Origin of the sequence: Kitasatospora sp. NPDC048239 (assembly GCF_043202015.1) — a bacterium.
In the GTDB taxonomy this organism is placed as follows: Bacteria; Actinomycetota; Actinomycetes; order Streptomycetales; family Streptomycetaceae; genus Kitasatospora.
On the sequence record NZ_JBICZP010000005.1, the window covers coordinates 195,774 to 209,598 of the forward strand.

Consider the following 13,825-nt stretch of genomic DNA (forward strand, 5'->3'; position numbering starts at 1 on the left):
GACCGGCCCGCCGCCGACCGACCGCCGGACGGGTGCGGCCCGGCCCCCCACGGGGAGCCGGGGCCGCGGACGGGCGGGCGGGGTCAGGCCGAGGACCCTGCTCCCGACGCCGAGCCCGAGGCGGAGGCCGAAGCCGACCCGCCGGAGTCCTCCTCCGCCGACAGGGTGAACACGTTCTGCGGCGAGACGATCTCGGTGATCGCCTGCCCGAACAGCGTCGACGGCGCCTGCCCGGCCGAGGAGATGTCCGTGTTCAGCAGCACCACCAGCGAGGCCTGCGCGAACGGCAGGTACAGCACCAGGCTCTGGTACCCGGGCAGCGAGCCGTTGTGCCCGATCCACCCGTGGTCCTCGAAGATCCCAAGCCCGTACGCCGTGCCGGGCACCCCGGTCGACGGCGCGGCCAGCCGCTGGGCCTGGGTGGCGGGCTTCAGCAGCGTGCCGGTCGCCACCACCTTGGCCCAGGTCTGCAGATCGGGCAGGTCGGAGATCATCGCCCCGGCCGCCCACGCCCAGGACGGGTTCCAGTCCGTCGCGTCCGCGACGGTTCCGTCCGGCGTCTGGTCGGTGTAGCCGCGGGCGTGCGGCTCGGGGAAGGCGGCGTCGGTCGGGAACACCGTCCGCCCGAGCCCCGCCGGGTCCATCACCTGCTGCTTCAGGAAGACGTCGAGCGGTTGGCCGCTCACCTTCTCGATCACCACCCCGAGCAGCACGGTGTTGGTGTTGGAGTACTCGAACGCCGCCCCCGGCGCGAAGTTCGCCGGGTGCTTGAAGCCGTAGCCGAGCAGCTGCCGCGGGGTGAACACCTGCTGCGGGTTGGCCAGGAAGGTCTGCACGAAGACCTGGTCCGCGGTGTACGGGAACAGGCCGCTGCGCATGTCGGCCAGCTGGCGCAGGGTGATGTTCCCGCCGTTCGGCACGTCCTGGACGTACTTGGAGACGGGATCGTCGAGGCCGAGCCTGCCCTGGTCCACCAGCCGCAGCAGGCCGGTGACGGTGAAGGTCTTGGTCTCGCTGCCGATCCGCATGTTCAGGCCGGTCGACATCGGTGTGCCCGCCACCTTGTCGGCGACCCCGAACGCCTTCTGGTAGCTGCCGCCCGGGGTGGTCAGGCCGACGATGACGCCCGGGACGGCGGCCTGGGTGCGCACCCGCTCGATCGCGGCGTCCAGCCGGGCCACCACATCGGGGGTGAGCGGCACGACGGAGCCGCTCGCGCCGGCGCTCGGCGTGCCGCTGAAACCGACGGACGGCGAGCCGCTCGGACCGGGCGACAGCGAGCCGCTCACGCCGGGCGGCAGCGAGGGCGAGGGGCTCACCGCGACCGGGACGGCCGTCACCGCGCCGGCCGCCGGTGCGTCCGCGGGCTGCGAGCCGGAGCACCCGGCGGCGGCCAGCAGACCGGCCAGGGCCAGCCCCGCCGCCGTGACCCGCCGGGCGGACCGGCGAGCGGCGGCCGGGGGAGCGGCCGCGGACGGGCTGCCGGCGGACCGCGAGGCGGACCGCGGCCCTCGCTTCTTCGTTACGTCGAGCGTCATGCCGAGGCGCCTCTCTGGACCGGACGGCCCGGAGCGGCGCTCCACGAGGCCGTGGGGGAGCGATCGCCAACGTATGTCCGCCCCGCGCCGCCCGCCTCCCCGCTGGCCCGAACGGGCCCACCCGTCAGGCCGGGGCCGAGACCTCCGGGACGACCCCCACAGCCCCCGCCGCCGCGTCCGGAGCCACCACGTCCAGCTCCACCACGTCCAGCTCCACCACGTCCAGCTCCACCACGTCCGGAGCCGCCGCGTCCAGCGCCGCCGTGAACCGCGCCGCCAGCCCCGCGACCGCCTCCGGCGTGAACGCGTGCCCGTTGTACCGCAGCCAGCAGCGCAGGCTCCCGTCCGGCTGCTCGGCGACCATCAGCTCCGGCACGTGCCGGTCGCCGCCCGGCATCGGCCAGGGCACCGTGGTGTTGCGCGGCAGCTCCCACTCCTCGCAGGCCATCCCCGGCAGCTGCGCCGGGGCGCTCCAGCTCTCGTACCGCAGCCAGGCCGCGAACGGCACCCGCGGACTGAACTCGGCGAACGGGTACAGCTGGTGGTCCAGCGCGGCGGTCGACGCGGCCCGCACCCGGTCCAGCAACTCGGCGAACCCGGGCGAGCCGCCCGCGTCCACCCGCACCAGCAGCGACTGGACGAAGCAGCCCACCGCCCGCTCGGCCTCCGGCCTGGTCCGCCCCGGGACGGGCGTCATCAGCACCAGGTCCGACTGCCCGCTGTGCGCGGCCAGCAGCCCGGTCCACAGCGCCGCCACCGCCAGGAACGGCGTCGCGCCCAGCTCGGCCGCCCGCGCCCGCAGCGCCTGCGCCCGCTCGGCCGACACGGTGAACCGGTGCGCCTCGCTCAGCACCGTCTCCACCTCGCCCCGCCCCGGGAACGGGTCCACCGCCTCCGGCGCGCCCGCCAGCGTCCGGGCGAAGTGCGCCCGCGACGCCGTCCAGTGCCCGTTCGACCACTCGACCAGCTCCCGGTACGCCGGGCCCGGCCGGGGCGCCGGAGCCGGGCGCCCGCGCCGCAGCGCCGAGTAGAGCACCCCCAGCTCCCGCAGCAGCACGCCGACCGACCACCCGTCGGCGACGATGTGGTGCACCGCCAGCAGCACGACGTGCTCCGCCGGGCCCCGGCTCACCACCACCAGCCTGGTCATCGGATCGCGGGCCAGATCGGTCAGCCGGTCCCGCTCGGCGATCAGCCGGGCCGACACCCGCGCGTCGTCCTCCCCGGGCGCGTCCACCAGCAGCACGTCGGCCCGCGGCTGCTCGTCCAGGACGGTGCGGACCACACCCGGCTCGGTGCCGTCCACCGGCACGAAACGGGTGCGCAGCGCCGGATTGCGCCGCACCGCCTCCAGCAGCGCGCGGCTCAGCACGTCCGTGCGCAGCTCCTCGGTGACCCGGAACACCGCGACCACCGAGCCGATGCTGCGGCCCGGGGCCTCGGCCGTCCACCGCAGGAAGTTCTCCTGCTGGGAGGTGAGCGGCAGCTCGTGCGGCTGCGCCCGCAGCGCCCGGAGGAACGGGGACACCTCCGCCGACCCGTGCGCCGACCCGTCCGCCGGTTCGTCCCGTCCGGCGGACCCGGTCCGTCCGCCGGATCCGGTCCGTGCGAGCCAGGCGGCCTGGGCCCGCAGCGAGGGCCGTTCGAAGACCAGCGCCGTCCCGGCCGCCACCCCGAACTCGGCGGAGATCGCGGCGGCCAGCTGGACCGCCCGGAAGGAGTCCCCGCCGAGCGCGAAGAACTCCTCCTCGACCGCCCGGACCGGGCGCCCCAGGACCTTGCGCCAGAGGGCGGCGAGCGCCAGCTCGACGGCGGTCGCGGGCGCGGTACCGCCGTCGGCGCCGCCGCCCGGCGCCTGGTCCTGCTCGAAGCGGGCCCGCAGCTCGTGCTTGACCACCTTGCCGCTGGGATTGCGCGGCAGGTCGTCGGTCACCAGGATCCGCACCGGCAGCTCCGGGCGGGCCAGCCGGGCGCTCAGGAACAGCCGCAGCGCGTCCAGGTCCAGCCCGTCGGCCGCCGGGACGACCGCCGCCACCGGGACGCTGCCCATCACCGGGTGCGGCACGCCGAGCGCCGCCGCGTCCGCGACCTGCGGGTGCTCGTGCAGCACCTCCTCGATCCGCAGCGTGGAGACCTTCAGCGCACCGGACTTGATGAGGTCGCCCTCCCGGTCCACCAGGTGCAGGAAGCCGTCCTGGTCGAGTCGCCCGAGGTCGCCCATCCGCACCCAGCCGTCCCGGAACACGGCGCCGCCGCGTTCCTCGTCGCCGACGTACCCGCGGGCCGGACCGGGCTGGCGCAGCCAGACCTCGCCGGTGCCGCCGGGCTCGACGGGTACGCCGTCGGCGCCCAGGATCCGCAGGTCGCCCGGGTCGGCCGGGCGGCCCACCGAACCGGGCCGCCGGGTGTCCACGATCGCGGAGATCTGGGCGGGGGACGCCTCGGCCGAGGTGTAGGTGTTGACCAGGGTCGCCTTGGGCAGCGCCGCCGCCAGTCCGGCCGCGACCGCCCCCGGCAGGGCGGCGGCCGAGCAGCTCACCAGCAGCACGCTGGTCAGGTCGCGCTGCTCGGCGATCCGCGAGTTCAGCAGCTCGACGGCCATCGACGGCACCAGGAAGACGGTGCCCGCCCGGTACTCCTCCACCACCCGGCCGAACTCCGCCGCCTCGAAGCGCGGCAGGCAGATGGTGGCGGGCTGCGCGGTGAGCGCGTTCACCAGCACCACCTGGGCGGCGTTGGTGCCGATCGGGAAGGCGTGCACGGCGTACCGGGAGTGCGCGTAGGGGCGCGGGCGGGGGTCGCGCACCAGCCCGGCGGTCAGGCTGGCGTGGGCGGCGCGGACGCCCTTGGGCGCGCCGGTGGTGCCCGAGGTGCCGATCACCTGGGCGAGGTCCCCTGGCGCCGGCCGGTGCGGCGGCTCGCTGTCGGCCGACCCCTCGGCCTCCAGCCGGTCCAGCGGGAGGGCGACGCCCGGCGGGAGGACGAGGCCCGGCGTCAAGGAGGGCTGCGACGGGAGGCCGACCGGCGCCGTCGCGCGGCCGTCGCCGGTTATCGCCCAGCGCGCCCCGGCGGCCTCCACCAGCCGGGCGGTGTCCGCCGCCGACAGGTCCTCGCGGACCACCAGGGCCGCCGCGCCCGCGTAGTGGGCGGCCAGGAACGCCACGGCGTACTCCTCCCACTCCCGGTTGGTGAAGAGCAGCGCGATCCGGTCACCAGGCCGTACCCCCGCCGCGGCCAGGGCGTGCGCGGCCCGGACGGCCCGTTCGCGCCACCGCCCGTAGCCGAGGCCGCCGCCGCCCGCCGTCAGCAGGGCGACCCGGTCGGGGTGCAGGCCCGCCCGGTGGTCCAGCAGGTCGGGGAGGGTGAGCGGGCCCGGGGCGTTCGGGGCGGTGCTCGGGTTGCTCCGGGGGCTGCGCGGCGTGCTCGGGGAGCCGCTCGGGGTGCTCTGGGCGCTGATGACGACTCCCGTGGTGGCCTGCGAAGGCGGTGGACGCGACCGCGGGCCCGCCCTGGTCGCCGACGTGGTCCAGACCGTAGCGGAGCCGTGAAGCCGTGCGCCACACCTCCCCACATCTCGTCAGGGATCTTCACCGGACTGTTGGTTGGCTCCCGCCCGCTGGGCCGAACAGGTGGCCCCCGGCACGCCGCCGACCGCCCGCGGGCCCGGCTCGGGCACGATCGTTTAGCCCAGCTGTGGCGGCCCTTAAGAATTCCTCGATGGACCGCACCCGCCCCCACCAGGCAGATTGCTCCATGTCCGGTGCGAGGCAGGCCGCAGCAGCCGCCCCGCCGGGCCCCGCAGGCCTGCCCACACCAGGCCGCCCCACCATGCGTCAGGAGCCGCCGCAGTGAAGGCACTCGTCAAGCAGCACGCCGAGCCCGGGCTCTGGCTGATGGACGTCCCGAAGCCTGTCATCGGCCCCGGCGACGTGCTGATCAAGGTGCTGCGCACCGGTATCTGCGGCACCGACCTGCACATCCGCAACTGGGACGGCTGGGCGCAGCAGACCATCACGACCCCGCTGGTGCTCGGCCACGAGTTCGTCGGCGAGGTCGCCGAGATCGGCGCGGCCGTCGCGGACATCGCGGTCGGCGACCTGGTGAGCGGCGAGGGCCACCTGGTCTGCGGCAAGTGCCGCAACTGCCTGGCCGGCCGCCGCCACCTCTGCCGCAACACCATCGGCCTGGGCGTCGGCCGGGACGGCGCGTTCGCCGAGTACGTCGCGCTGCCCGCCTCCAACGTCTGGGTGCACCGGGTGCCGGTCGACCTCGACGTCGCGGCGATCTTCGACCCCTTCGGCAACGCCGTGCACACCGCGCTGTCCTTCCCGCTGGTCGGCGAGGACGTGCTGATCACCGGCGCGGGCCCGATCGGCATCATGGCCGCCGCCGTCGCCAAGCACGCCGGCGCGCGCAACGTGATGATCACGGACGTCTCCCCGTACCGGCTCGACCTGGCCCGCGAGGTCGGCGTCTCGCTGGCCCTGAACGTCGCGGAGCACACCATCGAGGAGGGCCAGCAGAAGCTCGGCCTGCGCGAGGGCTTCGACGTCGGCCTGGAGATGTCCGGCCGCCCCGAGGCGCTCCAGTCGATGATCGCCAACATGACGCACGGCGGGAAGATCGCCATGCTGGGCCTGCCCGCCGAGCAGTTCCCGGTCGACTGGGCCTCCGTCGTCACCTCGATGATCACCATCAAGGGCATCTACGGCCGGGAGATGTTCGAGACCTGGTACGCGATGTCCGTCCTGCTGGAGGGCGGCCTCGACCTGAGCCCCGTCATCACCGGCCGGTACGCCGCCACCGACTTCGAGGCCGCCTTCGACGAGGCGGCGAGCGGCCGCTGCGGCAAGATCATTCTCGACTGGACCGTCTGAGCCTCCCCGACTCGCTGACTAGGAGCCACCGTGTTCGACAACGTGCGCGACGACCTCTCCGCCACCCTCGACGAGATCCGTGAGGCCGGCCTCTTCAAGCCCGAGCGGGTGATCGGCAGCCCGCAGAGCGCCGCCGTCACCGTCACCGGCGGCGGGCGGCCCGGCGAGGTGCTGAACTTCTGCGCCAACAACTACCTCGGCCTGGCCGACCACCCCGAGGTCATCGGCGCCGCGAAGGACGCGCTGGACCGCTGGGGCTACGGCATGGCCTCGGTGCGCTTCATCTGCGGCACCCAGGACGTCCACAAGGAGCTGGAGAACCGCCTCTCGGCGTTCCTCGGCCAGGAGGACACCATCCTGTACTCCTCCTGCTTCGACGCCAACGGCGGCGTCTTCGAGACCCTGCTCGACGAGCGCGACGCCGTCATCTCGGACGCCCTCAACCACGCGAGCATCATCGACGGCATCCGGCTCTGCAAGGCCCGCCGCCACCGCTACGCCAACCGCGACCTGGCCGACCTGGAGCAGCAGCTCAAGGAGACCGCCGACGCGCGCCGCCGCCTGATCGTCACCGACGGCGTGTTCTCCATGGACGGCTACGTCGCCCCGCTGCGCGAGATCTGCGACCTGGCCGAGCGCTACGACGCCATGGTCATGGTCGACGACTCGCACGCGGTCGGCTTCGTCGGCCCGAACGGGCGCGGCACCCCCGAGCTGCACGGCGTGCTGGACCGCGTCGACATCATCACCGGCACCCTCGGCAAGGCCCTCGGCGGTGCGTCCGGCGGCTACGTCGCGGCCCGCCGCGAGATCGTCGCCCTGCTGCGCCAGCGCTCGCGCCCGTACCTGTTCTCCAACTCGCTCGCCCCGGTGATCGCCGCCGCCTCGCTGAAGGTGCTCGACCTGGTCGAGAGCTCGACGGAGCTGCGCGAGCGGCTCGCCGCGAACACCGCGCTCTTCCGCTCGAAGATGACCGAGGCCGGCTTCGAGATCCTGCCCGGCGACCACCCGATCGCCCCGGTGATGATCGGCGACGCGGCCAAGGCGGCCCGCCTCGCGGAGCTGCTGCTGGAGCGCGGGGTGTACGTGATCGGGTTCTCGTTCCCGGTCGTCCCGCACGGCCAGGCCCGGATCCGGGTGCAGCTGTCCGCCGCGCACTCCACCGAGGACGTCGAGCGCGTCGTCGCCGCCTTCATCGACGCCCGGGCGGCCCTGGGGGAGTGACTCCCCGCCGGCCGCCCTGCCGCTGACCGGGCGGGCCACGGGCACCCAGGCCGCTGTGCGGCGCAGGCCGGACCGGCCCGCCTGCGCCGCACGGCACCCAGACCATCTGCCCCACCCTCCCGCCCGGGAGTGGGAAGTCGGCCCGGCCGACCTCCCACTCCCGTACGCGGAACCGCCGCCCGGCTGACCGCTGCCACCGGGCGCGGGCCCGGCCACCCGCCCGACGCTGGCAGAATTGGCCTGTGATCGACGCAAGACGGCTGCGGACCCTGCGGGCGGTGGCGGACCACCGCACCGTGACCGCCGCGGCGGCCGCCCTCTACCTGACCCCCTCCGCGGTCTCCCAGCAGCTGACCGCCCTGGAGCAGGAGACCGGCCACCACCTGCTCGCCCGTGAGGGCCGGGGCGTGCGGCTCACCGCCGCCGGGGAGATCCTGCTCGGCCACGCCGACGCCGTCCTCGCCCAGCTGGAACGGGCCGAGGCCGACCTCGCCGCGTACAGCGCCGGCGTCGCCGGGGAGGTCACCGTCGCCTCCTTCGCCACCGGCATCGGGCTGGTCCTCGCCCCTGCCATCGGCACCCTCGCCACCCGCGCGCCCGGCGTCCGCCTCAAGGTGCTGGACGCCGAGGGCGACGCGAGCCTGCCGATGGTCCTGGACGGCCGGGCCGATCTGGCCGTCGCCGTCGAGTACCGGGGCGCCCCGCGGGCGGACGACGCCCGGCTGACCAGGGTCCCGCTGTACGCAGAGCCCTTCGAGGCGGTGCTGCCGCTCGGCCACCCGCTGGCCGCCGGACAGGGCCCGATCGCCGTCGCCGACCTCGCCGACGAGCCGTGGATCGGTCCCTACCCGGGCAACCCGTGCCATGACGTGGTGCTGCTGGCCTGCGAGCACGCCGGCTTCCAGCCGCGCCTGGTGCACTCCTCGGACGACTTCCGCGCCGTCGTCGCGCTCGCCTCGGCGGGCGCCGGGGTCGCCCTGGTGCCGCGTTCCGCGCTGCGCGGGGTGGACCTCGGGCAGGTCGCGGTCCGCCCGGTGGACAGCGCCCTGGCCACCCGGCGGGTCTTCGCGGCCGTCCGGGCCGGCGCGGACGGGCACCCGCTGATCCGTCCGGTGCTGGACGCCCTGGCCGAGGCGGCGGCGGCCTCCGCCTGAGGCCCGCGCCCCGGCCGGGGCCCGCCGCGCCCGCCGACCGGATGGACCGGACAGGCCGGACAGGCCGATCGGACCACCCGGCCGACGAGGACGGTGCGCGGCTACGGGGCGGGGGTGCCGACCGGGATGGGCGGACCGGTGAGGGGGGTGCCGGTCTCGGAGTAGGGCCAGCCGTTCGGCACACAGCCGTGCAGACCCTTGATCTGCTGCATCATCACCGGTGCCGGCAGGCCGGGCCCGGGGCAGTCGACGTGGCCGAGTCCGATGACGTGCCCGACCTCGTGGTTGACGGCGAGCGCGTGGTAGAGCTCGGGCTGGCCGGTGTAGAACTCCGTCAGCTCGTTCCAGCGCTTGACGTTGATGACCACCTGGTGGCCCACTCCGCAGTTCACCCAGCCGCCGGTGTCCAGCCCGTACTGGCCGCATATCCGGTCGGTCGTCTCCGGGGTGGCCAGGTAGACGGTGAAGTCCACCGGGTCGGCGGGCATGCGCTGGAAGGAGCGGGTGCCGTCCCCGGTCCAGCCGCGCCGACCGTTGCCGAGGACGGCGTCGACCTCGGCGGCGAACTGGGCGGGGCTCTCCTTGAGCCCGTTCTCGGCCCGCACCTTGTAGCGGTAGAGCTGCTCCCCGGTGCCGAAGCGCGGGGAGCCGCCGGCGGCGGTGGTGAACTCCATCGGCTTCGGTCCGGTGGCGGCCGTGCTCCACGGGTGCCACCACAGCAGGCCGGCGGTCACGGCGCCGGTCACCGCCAGGGCGAGCGCTCCTTGCCAGGCCCTGCGCCGGGATCCGCTGAGGGCCCTCACCGGCCGCTCCCGGTAGCGGGGTGACCGTACGGCGGGCGGGCCGGCCGCCGGAGAGCGGGGGGTGGCAGGAGCCTCGGCAGGGCGGTGGCGATCGGTCGGGTTCGGTCTGGGGCATGGCTGGACATGGTGGCGCTATGACTCCTGTACGGGGAAGGGAACGAGTGTACGGCTACGTAGGAAGGGACGAGCCGGACGGTGCGGATGGTTCGATCCCTCGCACCGATGGGTCGAATCCGGCCCTTCCGGACCGCCGGCTCGCCCCCATCGCCCCCATGGCCCTCGGCGCCCTGGGCAGGGCCGGGCGGATCGCCACCTTCACGATCAACTTAGGTAAGGCTATCTTTAGTGTACGTGCCGTCGAGGGGGCCGCCGATGGCAGGCCGGCCCGGCGGCAAGATGCTGACGATGCGTCAGAACGCGGGGGAGGCTGCCACGATGTCGGATCAGTTCGATGGATTGCGCATGGCCGTGCCGGGATCGCCGTCGGGCCGGCGCACTGCCCGCACCCCGCCGACCGGGGGCGCCGGCCCCGCGCTCGGGCCGGGTGGCGCCGACACCGACGCCCCGGGCCCGCCCGCCCCCGGACTGCTGGTGCTGAGCAGCTTCCTGATGGCACGCACCGGACGGTCCGCCCGGCGGCTGCTCGCGGGCAGGGCCGCGCAGCACGGTTTCAAGCTCTGGCATGTGATGGTCCTTTGCGCCCTGCAGGACGTGCCCAGCCTCTTCAAGGCCGAGCTGGCCGAGCGGCTCGAACTCACCTCCTCCGACGTGGCCAGGGTGGTCGACGACCTGATGGCCGCCGGCCACGTCACCTGCGACCGCGCCGAGGAGGACCGCCGCCGCGTGATGGTCCGGCTCACCCCGCCCGGCCGGGCGGCCGCGGCCCTGGTCAACAGCGACCTGTCGGCCGCCGACGACGAAGTCCTCGCCCCGCTGTCGGTGGCCGACCGGAGGCGGCTGGAACACATCCTGGCCCGGCTCTTCGCGCATCTGAACGAGGGTCGGGACACCGCACGCCCCACCCGCCGCCCGGTCCTGCCGGGCGCCTGAGCACCGCGCACGGGCGCCGCCGGTGCCGGCGGCGGGAACGGCTTCGCGGGGCACGCCGCGCGCAGCCGGGCGCCTGAGCACAGCGCGTTCGGCGGCCTTCCGGTGCTGCCGCGCCGGGCTGGTGGTGCGCGTGGCGTTCCCGCTGCGCTGCGCCCGGTGCGGGGCGAATAGGGTGGGTACGGTCGATGATCACCTGTGCCCGTAGGAGAACCGATGAGTCCGATCCCTGCCTCCGATGCCCCGCTGCCGGTCGGGGTGATCGGCCTCGGCGACATCGCCCAGAAGGCGTACCTGCCGGTTCTGGCGGCACTGCCGGGCCTCGACCTGCGGCTGATGACCCGGGACCGGGCCAAGCTCGACCGGATCGGCGAGACCCACCGCGTCGATCCGGGCAAGCGGTTCACCGACCTCGGTGAGCTGATCGGCAGCGGGATCCGGGCCGCGTTCGTCCACGCGGCCACCGACCAGCACGTTCCGATCACGGAGCAGCTGCTCACCGCCGGCGTCGACGTCTACGTCGACAAGCCGCTCGACTACACCCTGGACGGGTCCCGCCGCCTGGTCTACCTGGCCGACCGTACGGGCCGTTCGCTGATGGTGGGCTTCAACCGCCGCCACTCGCCCGGCTACGTGCAGGCGAAGGAGCGGCCGCGGGATCTGATCGTGCTGCAGAAGAACCGCGAGGGCCTCCCGGAGGCCCCCAGGTCGATGGTGTTCGACGACTTCATCCACGTGGTGGACACCCTGCGCTTCCTGGTCCCCGGCGAGGTCGAGCACGTGGATGTCCGTTCCCGGGTGCGCGACGGCCTGGTGGAGCACCTCGTCCTCACCCTGGCGGGCGAGGGCTTCACGGCGCTGGGCATCATGAACCGGGTCTCCGGCTCGACCGAGGAGATCCTCCAGGTCTCCGGCGGCGACTCCAAGCGCGAGGTCCACAACCTCGCCGAGGTGATCGACCACCGGGGCCAGCCGACCATCCGCCGCCGCGGCGACTGGGTCCCGGTGGCCCGCCAACGCGGCATCGAGCAGGTCGTCCTGGCCTTCCTCGACGCCGTCCGCACCGGTAGGACCCTCGACGCCCACGACGCCCTGCGCACCCACGAACTCTGCGAGCAGATCGTCCAGCGCCTGGAGTCCTGACCGACGGCCAGGCACCCAGACCACGCCGCCACCCCGCACCCGCGGGGCGGCGGCGCGGCCGTCGACGGGGCAGGTCCGCGGTCGACGCGGTGACCGGGGGGGCCGAAGCCCGATCATCCTGGAGGCGGTGGAGCCGACCCGGGTGCCCGGACTGGACTGACCGGGCCGGGCACCCGGGCCCTACGGCGCGTCCGCGGGGTCGGCCGCGCTGACCGGGACGTCCGGGTGCCTGAACCAGGAGCCCTGCACCGCCCACTGGACGAGCATCAGCACGACGCCGAGGAGCAGCGCGCCGATCCCGATCACGGTCACGCCGCCGGTCTCGCCGAAGATCGGCAGGTCGATGGAGGTGGAGCCGTAGTCGGGGTCGGCGTAGACGTCGAAGGCGCCGTAGCAGAAGAAGTACAGCAGCATCAGGCCGCCGAGCAGCGGTGCGAGGCCCTTGAAGACGAAGTCGCGGACGCTGCGGGTCAGCACCTTGCGGTAGTACCAGACGCAGGCGAAGCCGGTCAGGCCGTAGTAGAAGGCGATGGCCAGGCCCACCGAGGCGATCGAGTCGGCGAGCACGTTGCCGCTGATCGCGGTGAGCAGCACGTAGAAGGCGATGGAGGCCAGCCCCATCGCGACCGTCGACCAGGTCGGGGTGCGGTGCCGGGGGTGCACCCGGGCGAACTGGGTCGGGATGGCCTTGTGCGCGGCCATCGAGAAGGTGGTCCGGGCGGTCGGCAGGATGGTGGTCTGGGTGGAGGCCGCGGAGGAGGTCAGCACCATGAAGATCAGCAGTTTGGTCAGGAACCAGCCCAGTCCGGTACTGCCGAAGACGGCGCCGCCCAGGGCGGACAGCACGTCCCCGGAGTTCTCCTCGTTGCCGAGCCCGATCCCCTCGGTGCCGATGCCCGCGAAGGCCTGCGAGGAGACGGTGACCAGCGCGTAGATGAGCAGCAGCAGGACGGTGGAGATGACGGCCGCGCGGCCGGGGGTGCGGGCCGCGTCCGCGGTCTCCTCGTTGACCGAGACCGCGGTGTCCCAGCCCCAGTAGATGAAGACGGCGGCCAGGACGCCGGCGGTGAACGCGGTGCTGGAGGCGATCTCGAACGGGTTGAACCACGAGGCGGAGACGTGGATCGCGGTGTCGGGCGGGTGGTCGCCGTAGACCTTGACCAGCGCGGTCACCGACAGCAGCATCAGCACCACGACCTCGACGCAGAGCAGCCAGCGCTGCAGGGCGGCCGAGATCTCGATGCCGACGTAGCAGATCGCGGTCATCACGATGATCCACAGCACGCCGGCCACGGTGGTCCACGCGGTGCTCTCGGCGAGGCCGTCGAAGCCGAACAGCCGGAAGCCGTACACGCCGGCGATCTGCGCCAGGTTGGCCATCACGATGATGTCGGCGACCACGATGCCCCAGCCGCCCAGCCAGCCGGTGCGCGGGCCGAACGCGCGGGCGCCCCAGGTGAAGGTGGTGCCGCAGTCCGGGTCGGAGGCGTTGAGCTCCTTGTAGGCGTAGGCGATCAGCAGCATCGGGATGAACGCCAGGACGGTGATGATCGGGGCCTGTAGGCCCACGCCGGCCACGATGATGCCGAGGGTGGCGGCCAGGCTGTAGGCGGGGGCGGTAGAGGCCAGGCCGATGGCGACCGAGGAGACCAGGCCGAGGGCACCGGTCTTCAGACCTTTTTCACCAGCCCTGGAGCTGACCACGGTGGGTGCGGAGGGCGGAGGCGGCGTGTGGCGTCCAGGAGGGCCACTCATCGTTCCCACCTCCTCATCTTGTGCACGGAGGTACGGACGGGGCCGGACCTCAGCGTAAGCCCGGGGCCGGACCATCTCAGCGTACGCCCGGGGCCCGTGGGTTTCCTGGGGGGTGGGAGAGCGGCGAGCGGGGGTGGGCACAGCGCAGGGCGCAGAACCGGGCCGGGGGGGGGCCCCCCCCCGGGGGGGGCCCCCCCCCCCGGGGGCCCCCGCGCCCCCCCCCCCGGCCCCGGCGGGCGGATGAGATGCCCAACCCCCCGGCAGGCGGTCCGGCCACACCCACA

Annotated in this window: 9 protein-coding genes; 5 read left to right on the top strand and 4 right to left on the bottom strand. The window is 74.3% G+C overall.

Going from position 1 to position 13,825, the window contains the following annotated elements:
• Positions 1 to 83 precede the first annotated feature (83 nt).
• Positions 84 to 1,538 carry a serine hydrolase domain-containing protein gene (locus ACGFZP_RS15570; RefSeq protein WP_392932544.1) on the bottom strand — a complete coding sequence of 485 codons (1,455 nt, stop codon included), beginning with the start codon at positions 1,536 to 1,538 and terminating at the stop codon, positions 84 to 86.
• A gap of 124 nt (positions 1,539 to 1,662) precedes the next feature.
• Positions 1,663 to 5,109 (bottom strand): AMP-binding protein, encoded by a 3,447-nt coding sequence (locus ACGFZP_RS15575; protein WP_392932547.1) that lies wholly within the window; start codon positions 5,107 to 5,109, stop codon positions 1,663 to 1,665.
• Positions 5,110 to 5,386: 277 nt separating this feature from the next.
• Here ACGFZP_RS15575 and tdh point away from each other — a divergent pair, with 277 nt between their 5' ends.
• The 3 genes from tdh to ACGFZP_RS15590 all read left to right on the top strand — a co-directional run bounded on the left by tdh (position 5,387) and on the right by ACGFZP_RS15590 (position 8,793).
• On the top strand, positions 5,387 to 6,415 hold the full coding sequence (gene tdh, locus ACGFZP_RS15580; protein WP_392932550.1) for an L-threonine 3-dehydrogenase: 1,029 nt from the start codon (positions 5,387 to 5,389) through the stop codon (positions 6,413 to 6,415).
• 30 nt (positions 6,416 to 6,445) lie between these two features.
• Positions 6,446 to 7,639 (top strand): glycine C-acetyltransferase, encoded by a 1,194-nt coding sequence (locus ACGFZP_RS15585; RefSeq protein ID WP_392932551.1) that lies wholly within the window; start codon positions 6,446 to 6,448, stop codon positions 7,637 to 7,639.
• Between the two features lie 242 nt (positions 7,640 to 7,881).
• Complete coding sequence (locus ACGFZP_RS15590; RefSeq protein ID WP_392932553.1) at positions 7,882 to 8,793, top strand: LysR family transcriptional regulator; 912 nt, start codon at positions 7,882 to 7,884, stop codon at positions 8,791 to 8,793.
• A gap of 101 nt (positions 8,794 to 8,894) precedes the next feature.
• On the opposite strand, the gene ACGFZP_RS15595 is transcribed toward ACGFZP_RS15590, so the two are convergent.
• The gene (locus ACGFZP_RS15595; protein WP_392932556.1) at positions 8,895 to 9,539 is read right to left on the bottom strand and encodes a DUF3152 domain-containing protein; all 645 of its coding nucleotides are present in this window, start codon (positions 9,537 to 9,539) and stop codon (positions 8,895 to 8,897) included.
• A 519-nt stretch (positions 9,540 to 10,058) separates the two neighbouring features.
• Here ACGFZP_RS15595 and ACGFZP_RS15600 point away from each other — a divergent pair.
• Together ACGFZP_RS15600 and ACGFZP_RS15605 are read left to right on the top strand one after the other, a co-directional pair.
• Complete coding sequence (locus ACGFZP_RS15600) at positions 10,059 to 10,646, top strand: MarR family winged helix-turn-helix transcriptional regulator (protein WP_392932558.1); 588 nt, start codon at positions 10,059 to 10,061, stop codon at positions 10,644 to 10,646.
• A 243-nt stretch (positions 10,647 to 10,889) separates the two neighbouring features.
• A complete protein-coding gene (locus ACGFZP_RS15605) occupies positions 10,890 to 11,786 on the top strand; it encodes a Gfo/Idh/MocA family protein (protein WP_392933468.1) in 897 nt (298 codons plus the stop codon).
• 180 nt (positions 11,787 to 11,966) lie between these two features.
• Here ACGFZP_RS15605 and ACGFZP_RS15610 read toward each other — a convergent pair whose 3' ends face one another.
• Complete coding sequence (locus ACGFZP_RS15610) at positions 11,967 to 13,541, bottom strand: APC family permease (protein WP_392932559.1); 1,575 nt, start codon at positions 13,539 to 13,541, stop codon at positions 11,967 to 11,969.
• Between the last annotated feature and the right edge of the window lie 284 nt (positions 13,542 to 13,825).

What these genes read in the sequence shown, in the direction of transcription:
- ACGFZP_RS15570 (WP_392932544.1), bottom strand. Translation starts at nt 1,538, where the DNA reads ATGACGCTCGACGTAACGAAGAAGCGAGGGCCGCGGTCCGCCTCGCGG.
- ACGFZP_RS15600 (WP_392932558.1), top strand. Translation starts at nt 10,059, where the DNA reads ATGGCCGTGCCGGGATCGCCGTCGGGCCGGCGCACTGCCCGCACCCCG.
- ACGFZP_RS15610 (WP_392932559.1), bottom strand. Translation starts at nt 13,541, where the DNA reads ATGAGTGGCCCTCCTGGACGCCACACGCCGCCTCCGCCCTCCGCACCC.